The 17,378-nt window shown below is 61.3% G+C and carries 14 protein-coding genes; 5 read left to right on the top strand and 9 right to left on the bottom strand.

All coding sequences use genetic code 11. The annotated features are described in order from the left end of the window. Positions 1 to 103 precede the first annotated feature (103 nt). The 9 genes from AC1DLB_RS02665 to gap form a co-directional block, all read right to left on the bottom strand. Positions 104 to 1,615, bottom strand: a complete 1,512-nt coding sequence (locus AC1DLB_RS02665) for a sigma-54-dependent transcriptional regulator (RefSeq protein WP_258613223.1) — start codon at positions 1,613 to 1,615, stop codon at positions 104 to 106. Positions 1,616 to 1,760: 145 nt separating this feature from the next. Continuing rightward, positions 1,761 to 2,123: a DUF5064 family protein gene (locus AC1DLB_RS02660; RefSeq protein ID WP_019651449.1), complete on the bottom strand. Its 363-nt coding sequence runs from the start codon at positions 2,121 to 2,123 to the stop codon at positions 1,761 to 1,763. A 79-nt stretch (positions 2,124 to 2,202) separates the two neighbouring features. Further along, positions 2,203 to 3,132: a carbamate kinase gene (arcC, locus tag AC1DLB_RS02655; RefSeq protein WP_018926482.1), complete on the bottom strand. Its 930-nt coding sequence runs from the start codon at positions 3,130 to 3,132 to the stop codon at positions 2,203 to 2,205. Between the two features lie 94 nt (positions 3,133 to 3,226). Then, positions 3,227 to 4,237: an ornithine carbamoyltransferase gene (locus AC1DLB_RS02650; RefSeq protein ID WP_064616373.1), complete on the bottom strand. Its 1,011-nt coding sequence runs from the start codon at positions 4,235 to 4,237 to the stop codon at positions 3,227 to 3,229. 69 nt (positions 4,238 to 4,306) lie between these two features. Further along, positions 4,307 to 5,563 carry an arginine deiminase gene (arcA, locus tag AC1DLB_RS02645; protein WP_230175472.1) on the bottom strand — a complete coding sequence of 419 codons (1,257 nt, stop codon included), beginning with the start codon at positions 5,561 to 5,563 and terminating at the stop codon, positions 4,307 to 4,309. A gap of 51 nt (positions 5,564 to 5,614) precedes the next feature. After that, positions 5,615 to 7,042, bottom strand: a complete 1,428-nt coding sequence (arcD, locus tag AC1DLB_RS02640) for an arginine-ornithine antiporter (RefSeq protein ID WP_477784563.1) — start codon at positions 7,040 to 7,042, stop codon at positions 5,615 to 5,617. 446 nt (positions 7,043 to 7,488) lie between these two features. Continuing rightward, positions 7,489 to 8,820 (bottom strand): CoA transferase, encoded by a 1,332-nt coding sequence (locus AC1DLB_RS02635; RefSeq protein WP_477744586.1) that lies wholly within the window; start codon positions 8,818 to 8,820, stop codon positions 7,489 to 7,491. A 206-nt stretch (positions 8,821 to 9,026) separates the two neighbouring features. Next, positions 9,027 to 9,491, bottom strand: a complete 465-nt coding sequence (locus tag AC1DLB_RS02630; protein ID WP_064616377.1) for a methylglyoxal synthase — start codon at positions 9,489 to 9,491, stop codon at positions 9,027 to 9,029. Positions 9,492 to 9,509: 18 nt separating this feature from the next. Beyond that, complete coding sequence (gap, locus tag AC1DLB_RS02625; RefSeq protein WP_007934706.1) at positions 9,510 to 10,511, bottom strand: type I glyceraldehyde-3-phosphate dehydrogenase; 1,002 nt, start codon at positions 10,509 to 10,511, stop codon at positions 9,510 to 9,512. Positions 10,512 to 10,730: 219 nt separating this feature from the next. Between gap and edd the strand changes: the two genes are divergently transcribed. From edd to AC1DLB_RS02600, 5 genes are all read left to right on the top strand, one after another. Continuing rightward, a complete protein-coding gene (gene edd, locus AC1DLB_RS02620) occupies positions 10,731 to 12,557 on the top strand; it encodes a phosphogluconate dehydratase (protein WP_018926475.1) in 1,827 nt (608 codons plus the stop codon). Continuing rightward, complete coding sequence (locus tag AC1DLB_RS02615; protein WP_138866917.1) at positions 12,554 to 13,504, top strand: glucokinase; 951 nt, start codon at positions 12,554 to 12,556, stop codon at positions 13,502 to 13,504. The genes edd and AC1DLB_RS02615 overlap by 4 nt, the downstream gene beginning before the upstream one ends. A 178-nt stretch (positions 13,505 to 13,682) precedes the next feature. After that, the gene (locus tag AC1DLB_RS02610) at positions 13,683 to 14,414 is read left to right on the top strand and encodes a response regulator (protein ID WP_007934711.1); all 732 of its coding nucleotides are present in this window, start codon (positions 13,683 to 13,685) and stop codon (positions 14,412 to 14,414) included. After that, complete coding sequence (locus AC1DLB_RS02605; protein ID WP_018926473.1) at positions 14,404 to 15,873, top strand: ATP-binding protein; 1,470 nt, start codon at positions 14,404 to 14,406, stop codon at positions 15,871 to 15,873. Before AC1DLB_RS02610 ends, AC1DLB_RS02605 begins: the two co-directional genes overlap by 11 nt. A gap of 229 nt (positions 15,874 to 16,102) precedes the next feature. After that, positions 16,103 to 17,362, top strand: coding sequence for a D-mannose isomerase (locus tag AC1DLB_RS02600; RefSeq protein ID WP_477744588.1), 1,260 nt, complete (start codon positions 16,103 to 16,105; stop codon positions 17,360 to 17,362). Positions 17,363 to 17,378 lie beyond the last annotated feature (16 nt).

Raw genomic sequence — 17,378 nt, 5'->3', positions numbered from 1 at the left:
GCATTGCCGATTTTTGTGAGTGCTGCGCACTCAAGCGGGAGCAAGCTCCCTCGCCACAGGTCTCTCTGACTCAATACTTCCTTAAGTGAACGGCATTGCGTTTCTACAGGGGCTTGTTGGGAATCCCGTACTTGCGCAACCGATGGGCAATCGCGGTGTGGGAGGTTTGCAGGCGGCTGGCCAGTTGGCGGGTCGAGGGGTAGCTGACGTAGAGCTTTTCCAGCAGGTCCTTCTCGAACGCTTCCATGGCCTGTTCGAGGCTGTCGACCTCAATGTCGCTCTGGCGCGCCACAGAGGTGCCGGCGATGTCGAGGTCGCCGATGTCCACCAGGCTGCTTTCGCAAATCGCCGCGGCGCGGAAGATCACGTTCTGCAATTGCCGTACGTTGCCTGGCCAGCGATTGCCCAGCAGCGCCGGGTAAGTGCCGGGGGCCAGGCGACAGACCGGGCGCTGGATCTGCGCGCAGGCCTGCTGCATGAAGTAACGCGCCAGCAGCAAAATGTCCTGGCCGCGCTCGCGCAGGGGCGGGACTTCGACATTCAGCACGTTGAGGCGATAGAACAGGTCTTCGCGGAAAGTGCCTTCGCTGACCATTTTTTCCAGGTCGCGATGGGTCGCGCTGAGGATCCGCACGTTGACCTTCACTTCGCGATCGCCGCCAACCCGACGGAAGCTGCCGTCGTTGAGAAAGCGCAGCAGTTTCGCCTGCAAATACGGCGACATTTCACCGATCTCGTCGAGAAATACCGTGCCCTGGTTGGCCAGTTCCATCAGCCCCGGCTTGCCGCCCCGTTGCGCCCCGGTGAAAGCGCCGGGGGCGTAGCCGAACAGTTCGCTTTCGGCGAGGTTTTCCGGCAATGCCGCGCAGTTCAAGGCCAGGAACGGCGAACTGTGGCGGGCGCTGATGGCGTGGCAGGCGCGGGCCACCAGTTCTTTGCCGGTGCCGGTTTCACCCTGGATCAGCAACGGTGCATCGAGGGCTGCGACGCGCTGGGCGCGGGCCTTGAGCGTACGAATCGCCGGGGATTCGCCGAGCAGCGCATCGAAACCTTCAGCGTGATCGTGGTGCAGCGCCGAGAGGCGTTCACCGATGCGGTTCGGTTGATACAGGGTCAGCAGGGCGCCGGCGTCGGTGATCGGCGTGGCATCCAGCAGCAGGGTTTGACCGTTGACGGTGATCTCGCGCAGCGGCAGGCGGAAGCCGTTTTCCAGCAATGTGTCGAGCAGCACCGGGTCGGCAAACAGCTCGCTGATGCTTTCACCCGCCGGTTCGCGACCGTACAGGGCAATCAGTGCCGGGTTGGCCAGCAGCACCTTGCCGGCGCTGTCCAGGGCCAGCACCGGGTCGGTCATGGCGGCGAGTAGCGCATCGAGCTGCAAGTGACGGCGTTGGCCGGGAAGGATGTCGACCACCGTCACCGCTTGTACACCACGCACGTTGAACAGCGCATCGCGCAGCTCTTCGAGCACGGCCGGGCTCAAGGTCGGGGCGTCGATGTAGACGTTGGGCGGCACCATTTCCACCGCATCCAGATTGAGATTGCGCCCACCGAGCAGAGCCAGGACTTCCTGGGTGATACCGACGCGGTCGATGAAACTGACGTGGATGCGCATGGGGCGGTTTGGTTCTGGAGTGCGGAGGGTGGCAAGTATGCCTTGGGGCGGGCCAATGGTGAAATCCTGTACAGGACTTCATGACAACGATGATCTCCTGTGGGAGCGGGCAAGCCCCGCTCCCACAGGTTCAGCGTTCACCGTTTTATCCCAGGTGTTCAGGTTTGACCGGGTCGCCGGATTTGACGTCGAGTTGGGCCCGCACGTCTTCAAACATTTCGTCGTAGTACTTGTGCATGGCGCCGATGTTGGCGGTCTTGGGCATGCCGTACTTTTGCGCGATGCGCGTGGCGTGGCGGGCAAAGTCGAAGGCCTGGTCCTTGGGCAGATAAAACTCTTCATTATTCAGCTCCTTGCCCTCGACCGAACCACGCAGCTTAAAGAGCATGCCTTGGCCTTCCTTGGGATCCTGAGCAATTTTGTATTCAATGTGCAGGTTGTAGCTGTAATCGTCCTTGTTCAGCGCATGGCGCTCGATGTGCAGGTGTCCGGGTTCRAACGTAGCCATTGGCGTCTCTCCTTCAAAGGCATTGAATCAGGRCAGACCTCACGCCTGCCCCCCTGCGTTTCTTTCTACTCGTTTCTTTCTATTGATAACTGATGCCAGGCGTCGCTGTGCTGATACGGGTGCCGGCCTTGCCCTGGATGATCGCTTCGATGTCCGAGAGTGAACCGATTACCGCGACTTTCCCAGTATGGCGGGCGAACTCGCAGGCCGCCTGGACCTTTGGTCCCATGGAGCCGGCGGCGAAGCCGAGTTTGTCCATTTCATCGGGGTGAGCCTGGGCGATGGCTTTCTGGGTGGGCTTGCCGAAATCGATAAAGGCCGCATTGACGTCAGTGGCGATCACCAACAGATCGCTTTCCAACTGTTCGGCCAGCAGTGCCGAGCACAGGTCTTTATCGATCACCGCTTCCACACCCTGCAGTTTGCCGTTGGCGTCGTAGATCGTCGGGATGCCGCCACCACCGGCGCAGATCACGATGCTGCCTTTTTCCAGCAGCCACTTGATCGGGCGGATTTCGAAGATACGTTTGGGTTTCGGGCTGGCGACCACGCGCCGGAACTTGTCGCCGTCCGGGGCGATGGCCCAGCCTTTCTCGGCGGCGAGTTTCTCGGCGTCGGCCTTGGAATAGACCGGACCGATCGGTTTGCTGGGGGCCTGGAACGCCGGGTCGTTGGGGTCGACTTCGACCTGGGTCAGCAGGGTGGCGAAGGGCACTTCGAAGTCCAGCAGGTTGCCCAGTTCCTGTTCGATGATGTAGCCGATCATGCCGTCGGTTTCGGCGCCGAGTACGTCCAGCGGGTAAGGCGAAACCTGGCTGTAGGCCGCCGCTTGCAGCGACAACAGGCCGATCTGCGGACCATTGCCGTGGGCAATCACCAGTTGGTTGCCGGGATGAATCTTGGCGATCTGTTCGGTGGCGATCCGGATGTTCGCGCGCTGGTTGTCCGCGGTCATGGGCTCACCCCGGCGGAGCAGGGCGTTACCGCCCAGAGCAATGACGATACGCATAGTGCAGTCCTTCTAAATAGGGGCGGGCAATCTGATCTCCCTGATGATCGTTCCCACGGGGACCGTGGGAACGATCATCAGCAAGTGTTCAGCCTCAGACATCCGCCAGCGCCGACACCAGAATAGCCTTGATGGTGTGCATACGGTTTTCCGCTTGCTCGAAGGCGATGTTGGCCGGCGATTCGAAGACTTCTTCAGTCACTTCGACGCCGTTGGCCAGGTGCGGATAGCGTGCGGCGATGTCCTTGCCGACCTTGGTTTCGCTGTTGTGGAACGCCGGCAGGCAGTGCATGAACTTCACGCGCGGGTTGCCCGAGGCCTTCATCATGTCGGCATTGACCTGGTACGGCAGCAGTTGCTCGATGCGCTCGTCCCACGCTTCCACCGGCTCACCCATCGACACCCAGATGTCAGTGTGAATGAAGTCCACGCCCTTGACCGCGGCTTTCGGGTCTTCGGTGATGGTGATGCGCGCACCGCTCTCTTCGGCGAAGGCTTTGCACTGATCGATGAAGTCCTGATGCGGCCACAGCGCTTTCGGTGCGGCGATGCGCACGTCCATGCCGAGTTTGGCGCCGATCATCAGCAACGAATTACCCATGTTGTAGCGCGCATCGCCCAGGTAGGCGTAGCTGATGTCGTGCAGCGGTTTGTCGCTGTGTTCGCGCATGGTCAGGGTGTCGGCGATCATTTGCGTCGGGTGGAATTCAGCGGTCAGGCCGTTGAATACCGGTACGCCGGCGAACTTGGCCAGCTCTTCGACGATTTCCTGTTCGAAACCACGGTACTCGATGGCGTCGAACATCCGCCCCAGCACGCGGGCGGTGTCCTTCATGCTTTCCTTGTGGCCGATCTGCGACGACACCGGGTCGATGTAGGTGACGTGGGCGCCCTGGTCATGGGCCGCGACTTCGAAGGCGCACCGGGTGCGGGTCGAGGTTTTTTCGAAGATCAGCGCGATGTTCTTGCCTTGCAGGTGCGGACGCTCGGTGCCGGTGTATTTGGCGCGCTTGAGGTCGCGGGACAGGTCCAGCAGGTAGTGCAGCTCGCGAGTGGTGTGGTGCATCAGCGAGAGCAGGCTGCGGTTGCGCATATTGAAAGCCATGATTGGATCTCCTTGGGTGTCGGTTATCCCCTCGGCCGTGCTGGATAAGCATCGGCCAAGGCTCGAAAGTTAATAATCGATAGGGTCGCGAATGATCGGGCAGGTCATGCAGTGGCCACCGCCACGCCCGCGCCCGAGCTCACTGGCGCTGATGGTGATGACCTCGACGCCGGCCTTGCGCAGCAGGGTGTTGGTGTAGGTGTTGCGGTCGTAGCCGATGACCACGCCTGGCTCCACCGCCACCACGTTGTTGCCGTCGTCCCATTGCTCGCGTTCGGCGGCAAAGGCGTTACCGCCGGTTTCGACAACGCGCAGCGCCTTGAGGTTGAGGGCCTTGGCCACGGTGTCGAGGAAGCTGGTTTCTTCACGGCGCACGTCGATGCCGCCCGGTTTGCTTTCATCGGGGCGCAGGCTGAAGGCGACGATCTGCTTCACCACTTCCGGGAAAATCGTCACCAGGTCGCGGTCGCAGAAGCTGAACACGGTGTCCAGGTGCATCGCCGCGCGGGATTTCGGCAGGCCGGCGACGATGACTCGTTCCACGGCTTTGTTCTTGAACAGGTTGACCGCCAATTGGCCGATGGCCTGGCGGGACGAGCGCTCGCCCATGCCGATCAATACCACGCCGTTGCCGATCGGCATCACATCGCCGCCCTCAAGGGTGGCGTTGCCGTGGTCCTGGTCGGGGTCGCCGTACCAGATCTGGAAGTCGGCGTGGGTGAACTGCGGGTGGAATTTGTAAATGGCGGTGGCCAGCAGGGTTTCCTGACGGCGCGCCGGCCAGTACATCGGGTTCAGGGTCACGCCGCCGTAGATCCAGCAGGTGGTGTCGCGGGTGAACTGGGTGTTGGGCAGCGGCGGCAGAATGAAGCTGGAATGACCGAGGAAGTCGCGGAACATCTGAATGGTCTTGCCACCGAAACTGTCCGGCAGGTCATCGGCGGAAACCCCGCCGATGAGGAATTCGGCGATCTTGCGTGGCTCCAGGCTACGTAGCCAGGCCCCCACTTCATGGACCAGGCCGAGACCGACCGAATTGGCGGTGATCTTGCGTTCCAGAATCCAGTCCAGCGCTTCAGGCATCGCGACGATGTCGGTCAGCAGGTTGTGCATTTCCAGCACGTCGACACCACGCTCGCGCATTTTGGTGACGAAGTCGAAGTGGTCGCGTTTGGCTTGGGCGACCCACAGCACATCATCGAACAGCAGTTCGTCGCAGTTGTTCGGGGTCAGCCGCTGGTGGGCCAGGCCGGGGGAGCAAACCATGACTTTGCGCAGTTTGCCGGCTTCGGAATGGACGCCGTACTTAACTTTTTCCGTGGTCATTACCGTGTTCCTCCAGATCAAAACATTCAGGTGCTGCTTTTCATTACAGTGCTAAAGGGTCAGAAAACCGGCATACAGCCCATAGGCCGCCACCAGGGCGCCTACGACGACGGCGGCGAAAATCAGCTTCTCGACGTTAGTGAAAACCGGTTTGTCGACTTCAAGTTTGGCCTTGGCGAACAGGATCGCGCCGGGGGCATACAGCAGGGCGGAGAGCAGCAGGTATTTGACGCCGCCGGCGTACAGCAGCCAGATCGCGTAGATCAGTGCGATGCCACCGATGACCAGGTCTTTGCTGCGCTCGGCCGCAGCGTTTTCATAGCTCTCGCCGCGCACTGCCAGCAGCAGGGCATAGGCCGCCGACCACAGATAGGGCACCAGGATCATCGAGGTAGCGAGGTAGATCAGCGACAGGTAAGTGCTGGCCGAAAACAGTGTGATGATCAGAAACAGCTGCACCATCGCGTTGGTCAGCCATAGCGCGTTGGCCGGTACAAGGTTGGCGTTTTCACRGCGCAAAAACGCCGGCATGGTGTGGTCCTTGGCGGCAGCGAACATGATCTCCGCGCACAGCAACACCCATGACAGCAACGCCCCGAGCAAGGAAATGATCAGGCCGACGCTGATCAGCACCGCGCCCCAATGACCGACCACATGTTCCAGCACCGCGGCCATCGACGGGTTCTGCAGTTTCGCCAGCGCAGGTTGGGTCATGATCCCCAGGGACAACACGTTCACCAGCATCAGGAACAACAGCACGGTGATGAAGCCGATGACGGTGGCTTTACCCACGTCGCTGCGTACTTCGGCACGGGCCGAGAAAATGCTCGCGCCTTCGATGCCGATGAACACCCACACGGTGACCAGCATCATGTTGCGCACCTGGTTCATCACACTGCCCAGGTCAGGGTTTTTGATGCCCCAGATGTCGGCGGTGAAGATCTCCAGTTTGAACGCGAACAAGGCGATCAACACGAACAGCAGCAGCGGTACGACCTTGGCGACGGTGGTCACCAGGTTGATGAACGCCGCTTCCTTGATTCCCCGTAAAACCAGAAAGTGCACCGCCCAAAGCAGCAGCGAGGCGCCGATTACCGAAGCCACGGTATTTCCCTCCCCAAAAATGGGGAAGAAGTAGCCGAGGGTGCTAAACAAGAGAACGAAGTAACCCACATTGCCCAGCCAGGCACTGATCCAGTATCCCCAGGCCGACGAGAAACCCATGTAGTCGCCGAAACCGGCCTTGGCGTAGGCATAAACACCGCCATCCAGCTCAGGCTTGCGATTGGCCAGGGTCTGGAAGACGAAAGCGAGGGTCAACATGCCCACTGCGGTGATTACCCAACCAATAAGAACAGCACCGACATCCGCACTGGCGGCCATGTTCTGGGGCAAAGAGAAGATTCCGCCACCAATCATTGAACCGACCACTAAAGCAACGAGCGCACCGAGTTTCAGTTTTCCGGGGGATTCAGACATAGCATGACTCCAGTGCAGGAGAAGAGAGACAACAGAGTAGTTCTGCTGGCTGTTCAATCAGCTGACATAGATCAGTGCATGGGCACATTCCATTGTTAATGAAAGACTTATGTATCTTTCTCGGACATAGCGGTATTACCGGGGAAGCCCTGTTCAGAGGGGGGCAAGTCAGGTGGGCGTAAGCGGTATTGCTTGGGCTTTGAAATTAGTGTGTTTCTGCGGTTTCGCCAATTTTCTGATAACTGTTTATATGACAGATTTGATTTATCAGGTGCGCGGTACTGGAATTAATGAATAATCGTTATTTCGTTTTATCTGTTTAGTTAAAAATAACTACGTGACAGTGTTTGCAGTGACTGTTCTGGCCTCATCGCGGGCAAGCCACGCTCCCACAGGATCACGCTATACCTTTGGGAGCGGGCTTGCCCGCGAAAGCTATCTGGTGATCACCACCACTGCGCGCGATGGGCGCCCAGTTCCCCGGCCGGCAGCGCCCATTGCAGTGGTGTCCCGGTGATCTTCAACGGCACCTGTAACCGATGGGCCGGTCCCCACGGCGTTTGCTCAATCAACATCCCTTGATCGTGGTCATCCTCTGCGCGCAACGGCTCRTTGGTTCCGGCGCCATGTTCGATCAACAGCTTCGCCGTCCGTGCCAGCGACAGCCGCGCAGAGCCACCGTGCCCCAATAGCTTGATTGCACTGGCCGCCATCAAATACCCGGTGGCATGGTCAAGGGCCTGGACCGGCAGCGGTGTCGGTTTATCCGCCTTCTTCCAGTGCATGCCCGCGTCGGCAATCCCGCTGCTCATCTGCACCAGGCTGTCGAAGCCGCGGCGGTTTTGCCAGGGGCCGCTCCAGCCGTAAGCGTTGAGGCAAACATCGATCAGGCCCGGGGCCAGTGCCTGGCGTTGGGCGATGCCGTAACCCAGGCGTTCCAAGGCGTCGGCGCGGTAGCCGTGGAGCAGAATGTCGGCGTCCTTGAGCAGGCTTTCGAACACCGCGCGATCGGCTTTGTCGTGCAGATCCAGGCGCGCACAGCGTTTGCCCAGGGTGACTTCCGGCACCACGCCCGGTTCGTTCCAGGTCGGTGGGTCGATGCGCAGCACGTCGGCGCCGAGTCCGGCGAGGAAGCGGCTGGCGATCGGGCCGGCGAGCACTCGCGTGAGGTCCAGCACCTTGATCCCGGCCAACGGTTGCGCCACCGAGCCTTGCCACGGTTTGGCGGTTGGGCTGCCACCGACGTTGAACTGAATCAACGGCTCGGCGTTCACGGCTTGGCCTTGGGGGTGAGCTTGCCATTGCTTCCAGCTGCGCATCTCGGCGGCGCAACCACCGGCCTCGACCACTGCTTGTTCCAGATCGCTTTTCGCCCACTGAGCCACTTTGCTCGCCATCGCTGCGCGGTCGGCACAGGCGCCGAGCACTGACTCAGCAGCGGCGCGGTGATGGGGCGCGTTGGTGTGCAGGCGGATCCAGCCGTCCTTGGTCGCGTAGTCACCGGCGACCGGATCCCACAGCGGCGGGACGCTCCAGCCCACGGGGCGGATCGAGGTGGCGAACCAGAACGACGCCAGGCGGCGGTCAACTTCAAGGCTGGGCAAACGACCGGTTTGCCGGTGCAGCCGTTCGCTGGCGGCCTGGCCGGCGGCAGCAATGCTGGCGCAGGCCAGATCGGTCACGGCAAATGCCGAGGGCAGGGCGCCGCTCGAGGTGAACGGGATTGGGGTGTGAGGCAAGCCGAGTGCGGCTTGAATGGACGTGAGTAAATCAGTCATCGAAGGCCCTCCGGAGCGAGAGCCCGAGCATAGTTCAAAAAGACGGCTCGGCCAGATGAAATCCTGTAGAGAGAGCGGTGCGGCGCTCCGACTTGCCCGCGAAGTCGTTGACCGTGTTGCGACCTTCGCGGGCAAGCCTCGCTCCTACGGGGATATGCATTCCCGTGGGAGCGAGCCTGTTGTCACAGAGGATTTATGCCAGCGCTTTACCCACGCCCCTGCAGATAGGTCGCGTAATCCGGGATGCGGTGTTCGTGAGCCTGATCCATCAACGGGCTGCTGAGCAGGTAGTCGGCGCTGCATTCGTTGCAGGCCACGGGGATGTTCCACACCGCCGCGACCCGCAGCAACGCCTTGATGTCCGGGTCGTGGGGTTGCGGTTCGAACGGGTCCCAGAAGAACACCAGCATGTCGACGCGCTGCTCGGCGATTTGCGCGCCGAGTTGCTGGTCGCCGCCCAGCGGCCCGCTGATCATGCTTTCCACCGGCAGGCCGAGGCGTTGTTGCAACAACAACCCCGTGGTGCCGGTGGCGACCAGTTCATGCTGCGCGAGTTTGTCTTTCTGCCGCTCGGCCCAGTCCAGCAAAAACACTTTGCAATGGTCATGGGCGACCAGGGCGATACGCTTGCGCGCCGCCATGGTCTTATGCGTAAAGCTGATACCGATCATCGGTTGCTGCTCCACGGTTTACTCTGCGTTGCAGAGCGCCAGGCAGTTATCGAGCATGCGGTTGGAGAAGCCCCACTCGTTGTCGTACCAGGCCAGCACTTTGAGCAGCTTGCCGCTGGACTTGGTGTGGTTGGCGTCGAAGATCGACGACAGCGGGTTGTGGTTGAAGTCGCTGGATACCAGCGGCAGGGCGTTGTAGCCGAGAATCTTCGAGTGTTGGCTGGCTTGTTTGAGCAGCGCATTCACTTCATCGGCCGACGCTTCGCGCTTGAGCTGCACGGTCAGGTCCACCAGCGACACGTTGATCACCGGAACACGCACCGCCATGCCGGTCAGTTTGCCCGCCAGTTCTGGCAGCACCAGGCCTACCGCTTCAGCGGCGCCGGTCTTGCTCGGGATCATGTTCTGGGTGGCGGAACGGGCGCGGTACGGGTCGGTGTGGTAGACGTCGGTCAGGTTCTGGTCGTTGGTGTAGGCATGGATGGTGGTCATCAGACCGCTTTCGATGCCCAGCTCGCGGTGCAGCACCTGGGCCACCGGGGCCAGGCAGTTGGTGGTGCACGAGGCGTTGGAAATGATCTGGTGCGACTGGCGCAGAATGTCGTGGTTAACCCCATAAACCACAGTGGCGTCGGCGCCTTTGGCCGGGGCCGAGATAATCACTTTGCGCGCGCCGGCCGTAATATGGGCGGCGGCTTTGGCGCGGTCGGTGAACAGACCGGTGCATTCGAATACGACGTCGACCTTCTCCGCGGCCCAGGGCAGTTCGGCCGGGTTGCGAATGGCGCTGACCGAAATACGGTCGCCGTTGACGGTCAGGCTTTCCTGATCGTGCTGGACATCGGCATCGAATGTGCCGTGAACGGTGTCGTATTTCAGGAGGTGAGCATTCATCGAACTGTCGCCCAGGTCGTTGATTGCCACGATCTGCAGATCCTGACGATAGCCTTGGGTATACAGTGCGCGCAGGACATTACGGCCGATACGGCCAAAACCATTGATTGCGATTCGAAGAGTCATTTACAGCGCCGCCGTCGTTTTGTTGTTGGAATTACAAGATTATTCGCAAAAAAATAGAAAACAAGCCTTTTTAGTGGCAATATTTTGTTTTATCTACAACGAGTGACCTGAATCAACTGGTCCGAATGATCAAGAAAGCCGTCTGTCATCCCGATCACAACGGCGTTTGATCAGCATAGACAATCAGGTCGCCACATCCGTTAGCCTGGAGTTCTACACATGCATCCCCGCGTCCTTGAGGTCACCGAACGGCTTATCGCCCGCAGCCGCGCCACGCGTGAGGCTTACCTTGCATTGATCCGTGGCGCCGCCAGTGACGGCCCGATGCGCGGCAAGCTGCAATGCGCCAACTTCGCCCACGGCGTGGCCGGATGTGGCAGCGACGACAAGCACAGCCTGCGGATGATGAACTCCGCCAACATCGCAATTGTTTCGTCATATAACGACATGCTCTCGGCGCACCAGCCGTACGAAGTCTTTCCTGAACAGATCAAAAAAGCCCTGCGCGAAATCGGCTCCGTCGGCCAGTTCGCCGGCGGCACCCCGGCCATGTGCGATGGCGTGACCCAGGGCGAGCCAGGCATGGAACTGAGCCTGCCGAGCCGTGAAGTGATCGCGTTGTCCACCGCCGTGGCGCTGTCCCACAACATGTTCGACGGCGCGCTGATGCTCGGCATCTGCGACAAGATCGTGCCGGGCCTGATGATGGGCGCGTTGCGCTTCGGTCATCTGCCGATGATTTTCGTGCCGGGCGGGCCGATGGTGTCGGGCATCTCCAACAAGCAGAAAGCCGATGTGCGTCAGCGCTACGCCGAAGGCAAGGCGACCCGCGAAGAGCTGCTGGAATCGGAGATGAAGTCCTACCACAGCCCTGGTACCTGCACGTTCTACGGCACCGCCAACACCAACCAGTTGCTGATGGAAGTCATGGGCCTGCACTTGCCGGGCGCCTCGTTCGTCAACCCGAACACGCCGTTGCGCGATGCGCTGACCCGCGAAGCGGCGCATCAGGTGACGCGCCTGACCAAGCAGAATGGCAACTTCCTGCCGATCGGCGAAATCGTCGACGAGCGTTCGCTGGTCAACTCCATCGTGGCCCTGCACGCCACCGGCGGCTCGACCAACCACACCTTGCACATGCCGGCCATCGCCATGGCCGCAGGCATCCAGTTGACCTGGCAGGACATGGCCGACCTCTCCGAGGTGGTGCCGACCCTGAGCCACGTGTACCCGAACGGCAAAGCCGACATCAACCACTTCCAGGCAGCGGGCGGCATGTCGTTCCTGATCCGCGAACTGCTGGAAGCCGGCCTGCTCCATGAAAACGTCAACACCGTGCTCGGCCACGGCCTGAGCCGCTACACCCAGGAGCCGTTCCTCGATAACGGCGAACTGGTCTGGCGCGAAGGCCCGATCGAAAGCCTCGACGAAAACATCCTGCGCCCAGTGGCTCGTGCATTCTCGCCAGAAGGCGGTTTGCGGGTGATGGAAGGCAATCTCGGTCGTGGTGTGATGAAGGTCTCGGCGGTTGCCCTGGAAAACCAGGTCGTCGAAGCCCCGGCCATGGTGTTCCAGGATCAACAGGACCTGGCCGATGCATTCAAGGCCGGTCTGCTGGAGAAGGATTTTGTCGCGGTAATGCGCTTCCAGGGCCCGCGCTCCAACGGCATGCCGGAACTGCACAAGATGACGCCGTTCCTCGGTGTGTTGCAGGACCGTGGCTTCAAAGTTGCGTTGGTGACTGACGGGCGCATGTCCGGCGCCTCGGGGAAAATCCCGGCGGCGATCCACGTCAGCCCCGAAGCTTATGTGGGCGGCGCTTTGGCACGGGTGCGTGAGGGCGATATCATCCGCGTCGATGGCGTCAAAGGCACCCTGGAGCTTAAGGTGGACGCCGAAGAATTCGCAGCACGCGAGCCGGCCAAAGGCCTGTTGGGCAACAACATCGGCACCGGTCGCGAACTGTTTGGTTTCATGCGCATGGCCTTCAGCTCCGCAGAGCAAGGCGCCAGCGCCTTTACTTCTGCCCTGGAGACGCTTAATTGAAACTGGCTTTGGTCGGTGACATCGGTGGGACCAACGCACGTTTCGCGTTGTGGAAAAACCAGCAACTGGAATCAGTCCAGGTGCTGGCAACGGCAGACCACGCCACCCCGGAAGAAGCGATTGCGCTGTACCTGAACGGGCTCGGCCTGGCGCCGGGTTCGATCGGTTCGGTGTGCCTGTCGGTGGCCGGCCCTGTGAGCGGTGACGAATTCAAGTTCACCAACAATCACTGGCGGCTCAGTCGCAAGGGTTTCTGCAAGACCTTGCAGGTGGATCAACTGCTACTGGTCAACGATTTTTCGGCCATGGCGCTGGGCATGACCCGCTTGCAGCCGGGCGAGTTCCGGGTGGTCTGCGAAGGCACGCCGGAGCCGTTGCGGCCGGCGGTGGTAATCGGCCCGGGTACAGGCTTGGGCGTAGGCACGTTGCTCGATCTGGGCGAGGGCCGTTTTGCCGCGTTGCCGGGGGAGGGCGGTCACGTCGATCTGCCGCTGAGCAGCCCGCGGGAAACCCAACTGTGGCAGCACATCTACAAYGAGATCGGCCATGTCAGCGCTGAAACGGCGTTGAGCGGCAGTGGTTTGCCGCGAGTGTACCGGGCGATCTGCGCGGTGGATGGCCACACGCCTGTGCTCGACACGCCTGAGGCGATCACGGCGGCCGGGCTGGCGGGTGATCCGATTGCCCTGGAAGTGCTCGAGCAGTTCTGCTGCTGGCTCGGCCGCGTGGCCGGCAACAATGTGCTGACCACCGGTGCACGGGGTGGTGTGTACATCGTTGGTGGAGTGATTCCACGGTTTGCCGACTTTTTCGTTAAAAGCGGTTTCGCCCGGTGCTTTGCCGACAAGGGTTGCATGAGCGATTACTTCAAAGGCATTCCGGTGTGGCTGGTGACAGCGCCGTATTCCGGCCTAGTTGGCGCGGGTGTGGCGCTGGAGCAGGCCTGAGACCTGTGGCGAGGGGGCTTGTCGGAACGCCGCACCGCCCCGTTCGGCTGCGAAGCAGTCGTAAAAAAGGACCGCTACGCGATCCAACGGGGGCAAGCCCCCTCGCCACAAATCCGCGCACGTCATCAGATTTCCGTAAGGCATAATCCTCCCCAACACAAACAACAAGGATGCCGCCGTGAGCTCAGTCAACAAGTCGATTTTGTTGGTCGATGACGATCAAGAGATACGCGAGTTGCTGGACACCTACCTGACCCGTGCCGGTTTCCAGGTCCGCACCACGCCCGATGGCGCAGGCTTTCGTCAGGCGCTGAACGAGGCGCCGAGCGATCTGGTGATCCTCGACGTGATGCTGCCGGACGAAGATGGTTTCAGCCTCTGCCGCTGGATCCGCCAGCACCCGCGCCAGGCCCACGTGCCGATCATCATGCTCACCGCCAGTTCCGATGAGGCCGACCGCGTCATCGGCCTGGAACTGGGCGCCGACGACTACCTCGGCAAACCCTTCAGCCCCCGTGAATTGCAGGCGCGGATCAAAGCCTTGTTGCGTCGCGCGCAGTTCGGTCAGGAGCGTTCCGGCGGTGAAGTGCTGGCCTTCGACGACTGGCGGCTGGACATGGTCAGCCATCGGCTGTTCCATACCGACGGCGAGGAAGTGATTCTCTCCGGCGCCGATTTCGCCCTGCTGAAACTGTTCCTCGATCACCCCCAGGAAATCCTCGACCGCGACACCATCGGCAACGCCACCCGTGGCCGTGACCTGATGCCGCTCGATCGCATCGTCGACATGGCGGTCAGCCGTTTGCGCCAGCGTCTGCGCGACACCGAAAAACCGCCGCGGCTGATCCGGACCGTGCGTGGCAGCGGCTACCAATTGGCAGCCAACGTGGTTGCCGGCAATGGTCACTGAGTTCCTGCGCAAGCTCGCCGGGCGCGTGCCGGTGCCGCGCTCGCTGCTCGGGCGCATGTTGCTGCTGACCCTGTTGGCGGTGCTGTTCGCCCAGACGCTGTCGAGCGTGATCTGGGTTTCGCAACTGCGTGCTACCCAACTCGAAGGCCTGGTCACCAGCGCCCGCAGCCTGGCCCATTCGATGACGGCMAGCGTCAGTTATTTCCGCTCGTTGCCGGTGGCGTTCAGGCCGCTGGTGCTCGACCAGTTGCGCAGCATGGGCGGCACCCGGTTCGTGGTCACCCTCAACGACAAACCCTTAGGCATGGAAGTGCTGCCGATCACGCCGCGCAAAGAAGCGGTGCTCAAAGCGGTGGACGAGGTGCTGCGCCAGTCGCTGGGCCAAGACGCGGATATTTCGGTGACGTTCGTCAGCCCCGAAGACCTGCGGATCTTCAATAGCGGGCTGAAACTCGATGAATTGCCACGCTCCTGGGCGCACTACGCGTTGACCCTGGAGCCAGTGAATCCACCGGTACTGGTCACGCAAATCCAGATGGCGCCGGGGGAATGGCTGTACATCGCTTCGCTGTTGCCCGAGCCCTACACCAGTCTCGAAGAGCAAGGCCTGCCGGCACAGCAAGTCTGGTTCATCGTACTCACCAGCGGCTTCTTGCTCCTGTTCATCGGCCTGCTGGTGCACTGGCAGAGCCGACCGCTCAAGCGATTGGCGCGGGCGGCGCGGGACATGTCCCTGGGCGCCGACGTCGAACCGGTCGCTCAGGGGGGCGGCAGTGAAGTGGTGGAAGTCGGTCGCGCGTTCAATGCGATGCGTGAACGCATCAGCCGTTACCTGACCGAGCGCAGCCAGTTGTTCAGCGCGATTTCCCATGACTTGCGCACACCGATCACTCGGCTGCGACTGCGGGTTGAATTGCTTGAAGACGAAAAGCTGCAAGCCAAGTTCGGACGTGATCTGGATGAGCTGGAGTTGTTGGTCAAGGGCGCGCTGCAATGCGTGAAAGACACCGACATCCACGAAAACATCGAGCCGGTGGACCTCAACCATGTGCTCGACTGCCTGGTGGAACCGTATCTGGCGCCCAACGGCAATGGCCGCGTGACTCAGCAGGGGCGGGCGCTGGCGCCGTATCCCGGCAAGCCACTGGCGCTCAAGCGCTGCATCGGCAACCTGATCGACAACGCTTTGAAGTACGGRCAGAACGCGCATCTGCACATCGATGACGACGAGAGCGCGTTCGTCCTGCATGTCGACGACGAAGGTCCGGGTGTGCCGGAGCAGCGGCTGGAGCAAGTGTTCGAGCCGCACTTCCGCCTGGCCGGGCAGCAACAGGGTTATGGCCTGGGGCTGGGGATTGCCCGCAACATTGCCCATAGCCATGGCGGTGAAGTCAGCCTGCAAAACCTGCGTGAAGGCGGGTTGCGCGTGACGTTGCAGTTGCCGCGACCAATGGATTGACACTGCCCCTGTGGCGAGGGAGCTTGCTCCCGTTGGACTGCGCAGCAGTCCCTCTTTCAGGGCCGCTCCGCGCCCCAACGGGAGCAAGCTCCCTCGCCACAAGTAACCACTCACTTCAAAATCAGGGTGAATGTCACAGGTCGGTGACATAACGCTCCCCCTTCGTTACCTGCCCGCCACCGACCGTTGTTTAGACTGGTCCCAGTCATAACAACAAAAAAGGTATCGCATGGACACCTTCCAACCCGCCTTCAGCAGTTGGCTGAACGCGCCTGCCCATCAGCAATGGCTCGCCGCCGAAGGCCTGCGCCTGTTGGCATTTGCCAGGGCTTCAAAGCTTCCCGAAGGTTTCGGCAACCTTGATGAAAAGGGACGCCTCCCAGCCAGCGCCCAAGCCGAAACCATGAACACCGCGCGCATGACCCACAGCTTCGCCATGGCCCACATCCAGGGTTTGCCGGGGTTCGCGGAGCTGGTGGATCACGGCGTCAAAGCCCTCAGCGGGCCGCTGCGTGACGCCGAACACGGTGGCTGGTTCGCCACGCCCGAACACCGCGACGGCAATACCGGCAAAGCCGCTTACCTGCATGCCTTCGTGGCGTTGGCCGCGAGTTCTGCGGTGGTTGCCCAGCGTCCCGGTGCGCAAGCCTTGCTCGATGATGCGATCCACATCATCGACAGCCATTTCTGGAGCGAGGAGGAGGGCGCCATGCGCGAGTCCTTCAACCGCGACTTCAGTTGTGAGGAAGCCTATCGCGGCGCCAACAGCAACATGCACGCCACCGAAGCCTTTCTCGCCCTGGCCGATGTCACCGAGGACCACCGCTGGCTGATTCGCGCGCAGCGCATCGTCGAGCGTGTCATTCACGAACACGCCGCCGCCAACGATTACCTGGTGGTCGAACATTTCGACCGCGACTGGCAGCCGCTGCGTGACTACAACCACGACAACCCGGCCGACGGTTTCCGCCCTTACGGCACCACGCCGGGTCATGGTTTCGAATGGGCGCGGTTGTTACTGCACCTTGAAGCGGCGCGGGTGCAAGCCGGGATGCTCACGCCGGGCTGGCTGGTCACCGATGCGCAAAAACTCTTCGAGCATAATTGCCGTCACGGCTGGGACATCGATGGCGCGCCGGGCATTGTCTACACCCTCGACTGGGACAATCGCGCGGTGGTTCGTCATCGTTTGCACTGGACTCATTGCGAAGCCAGCGCCGCCGCCAGTGCGCTGCTAAAACGCACCGGTGATGAGCAGTACGAGCGTTGGTACCGACTGTTCTGGGAATTCTGTGACAGTCATTTCATCGACCGCTGCGATGGCAGCTGGCATCACGAGCTCGATCCGCTGAATCGCCCGAGCGCCGATATCTGGGCCGGTAAACCTGACCTGTATCACGCCTGGCAGGCTGTATTGATCCCGCGCCTGCCGCTGGCGCCGAGCATGGCCAGTGCGCTGGGGCAGTTGTCCCAGAGCGCTGCTGTGTAACCAGTCATGTAACCAT

The sequence above is a fragment of the Pseudomonas sp. 05N434 genome, assembly GCF_056396965.1.
This window is presented reverse-complemented; position numbering and strand designations above follow the sequence as displayed.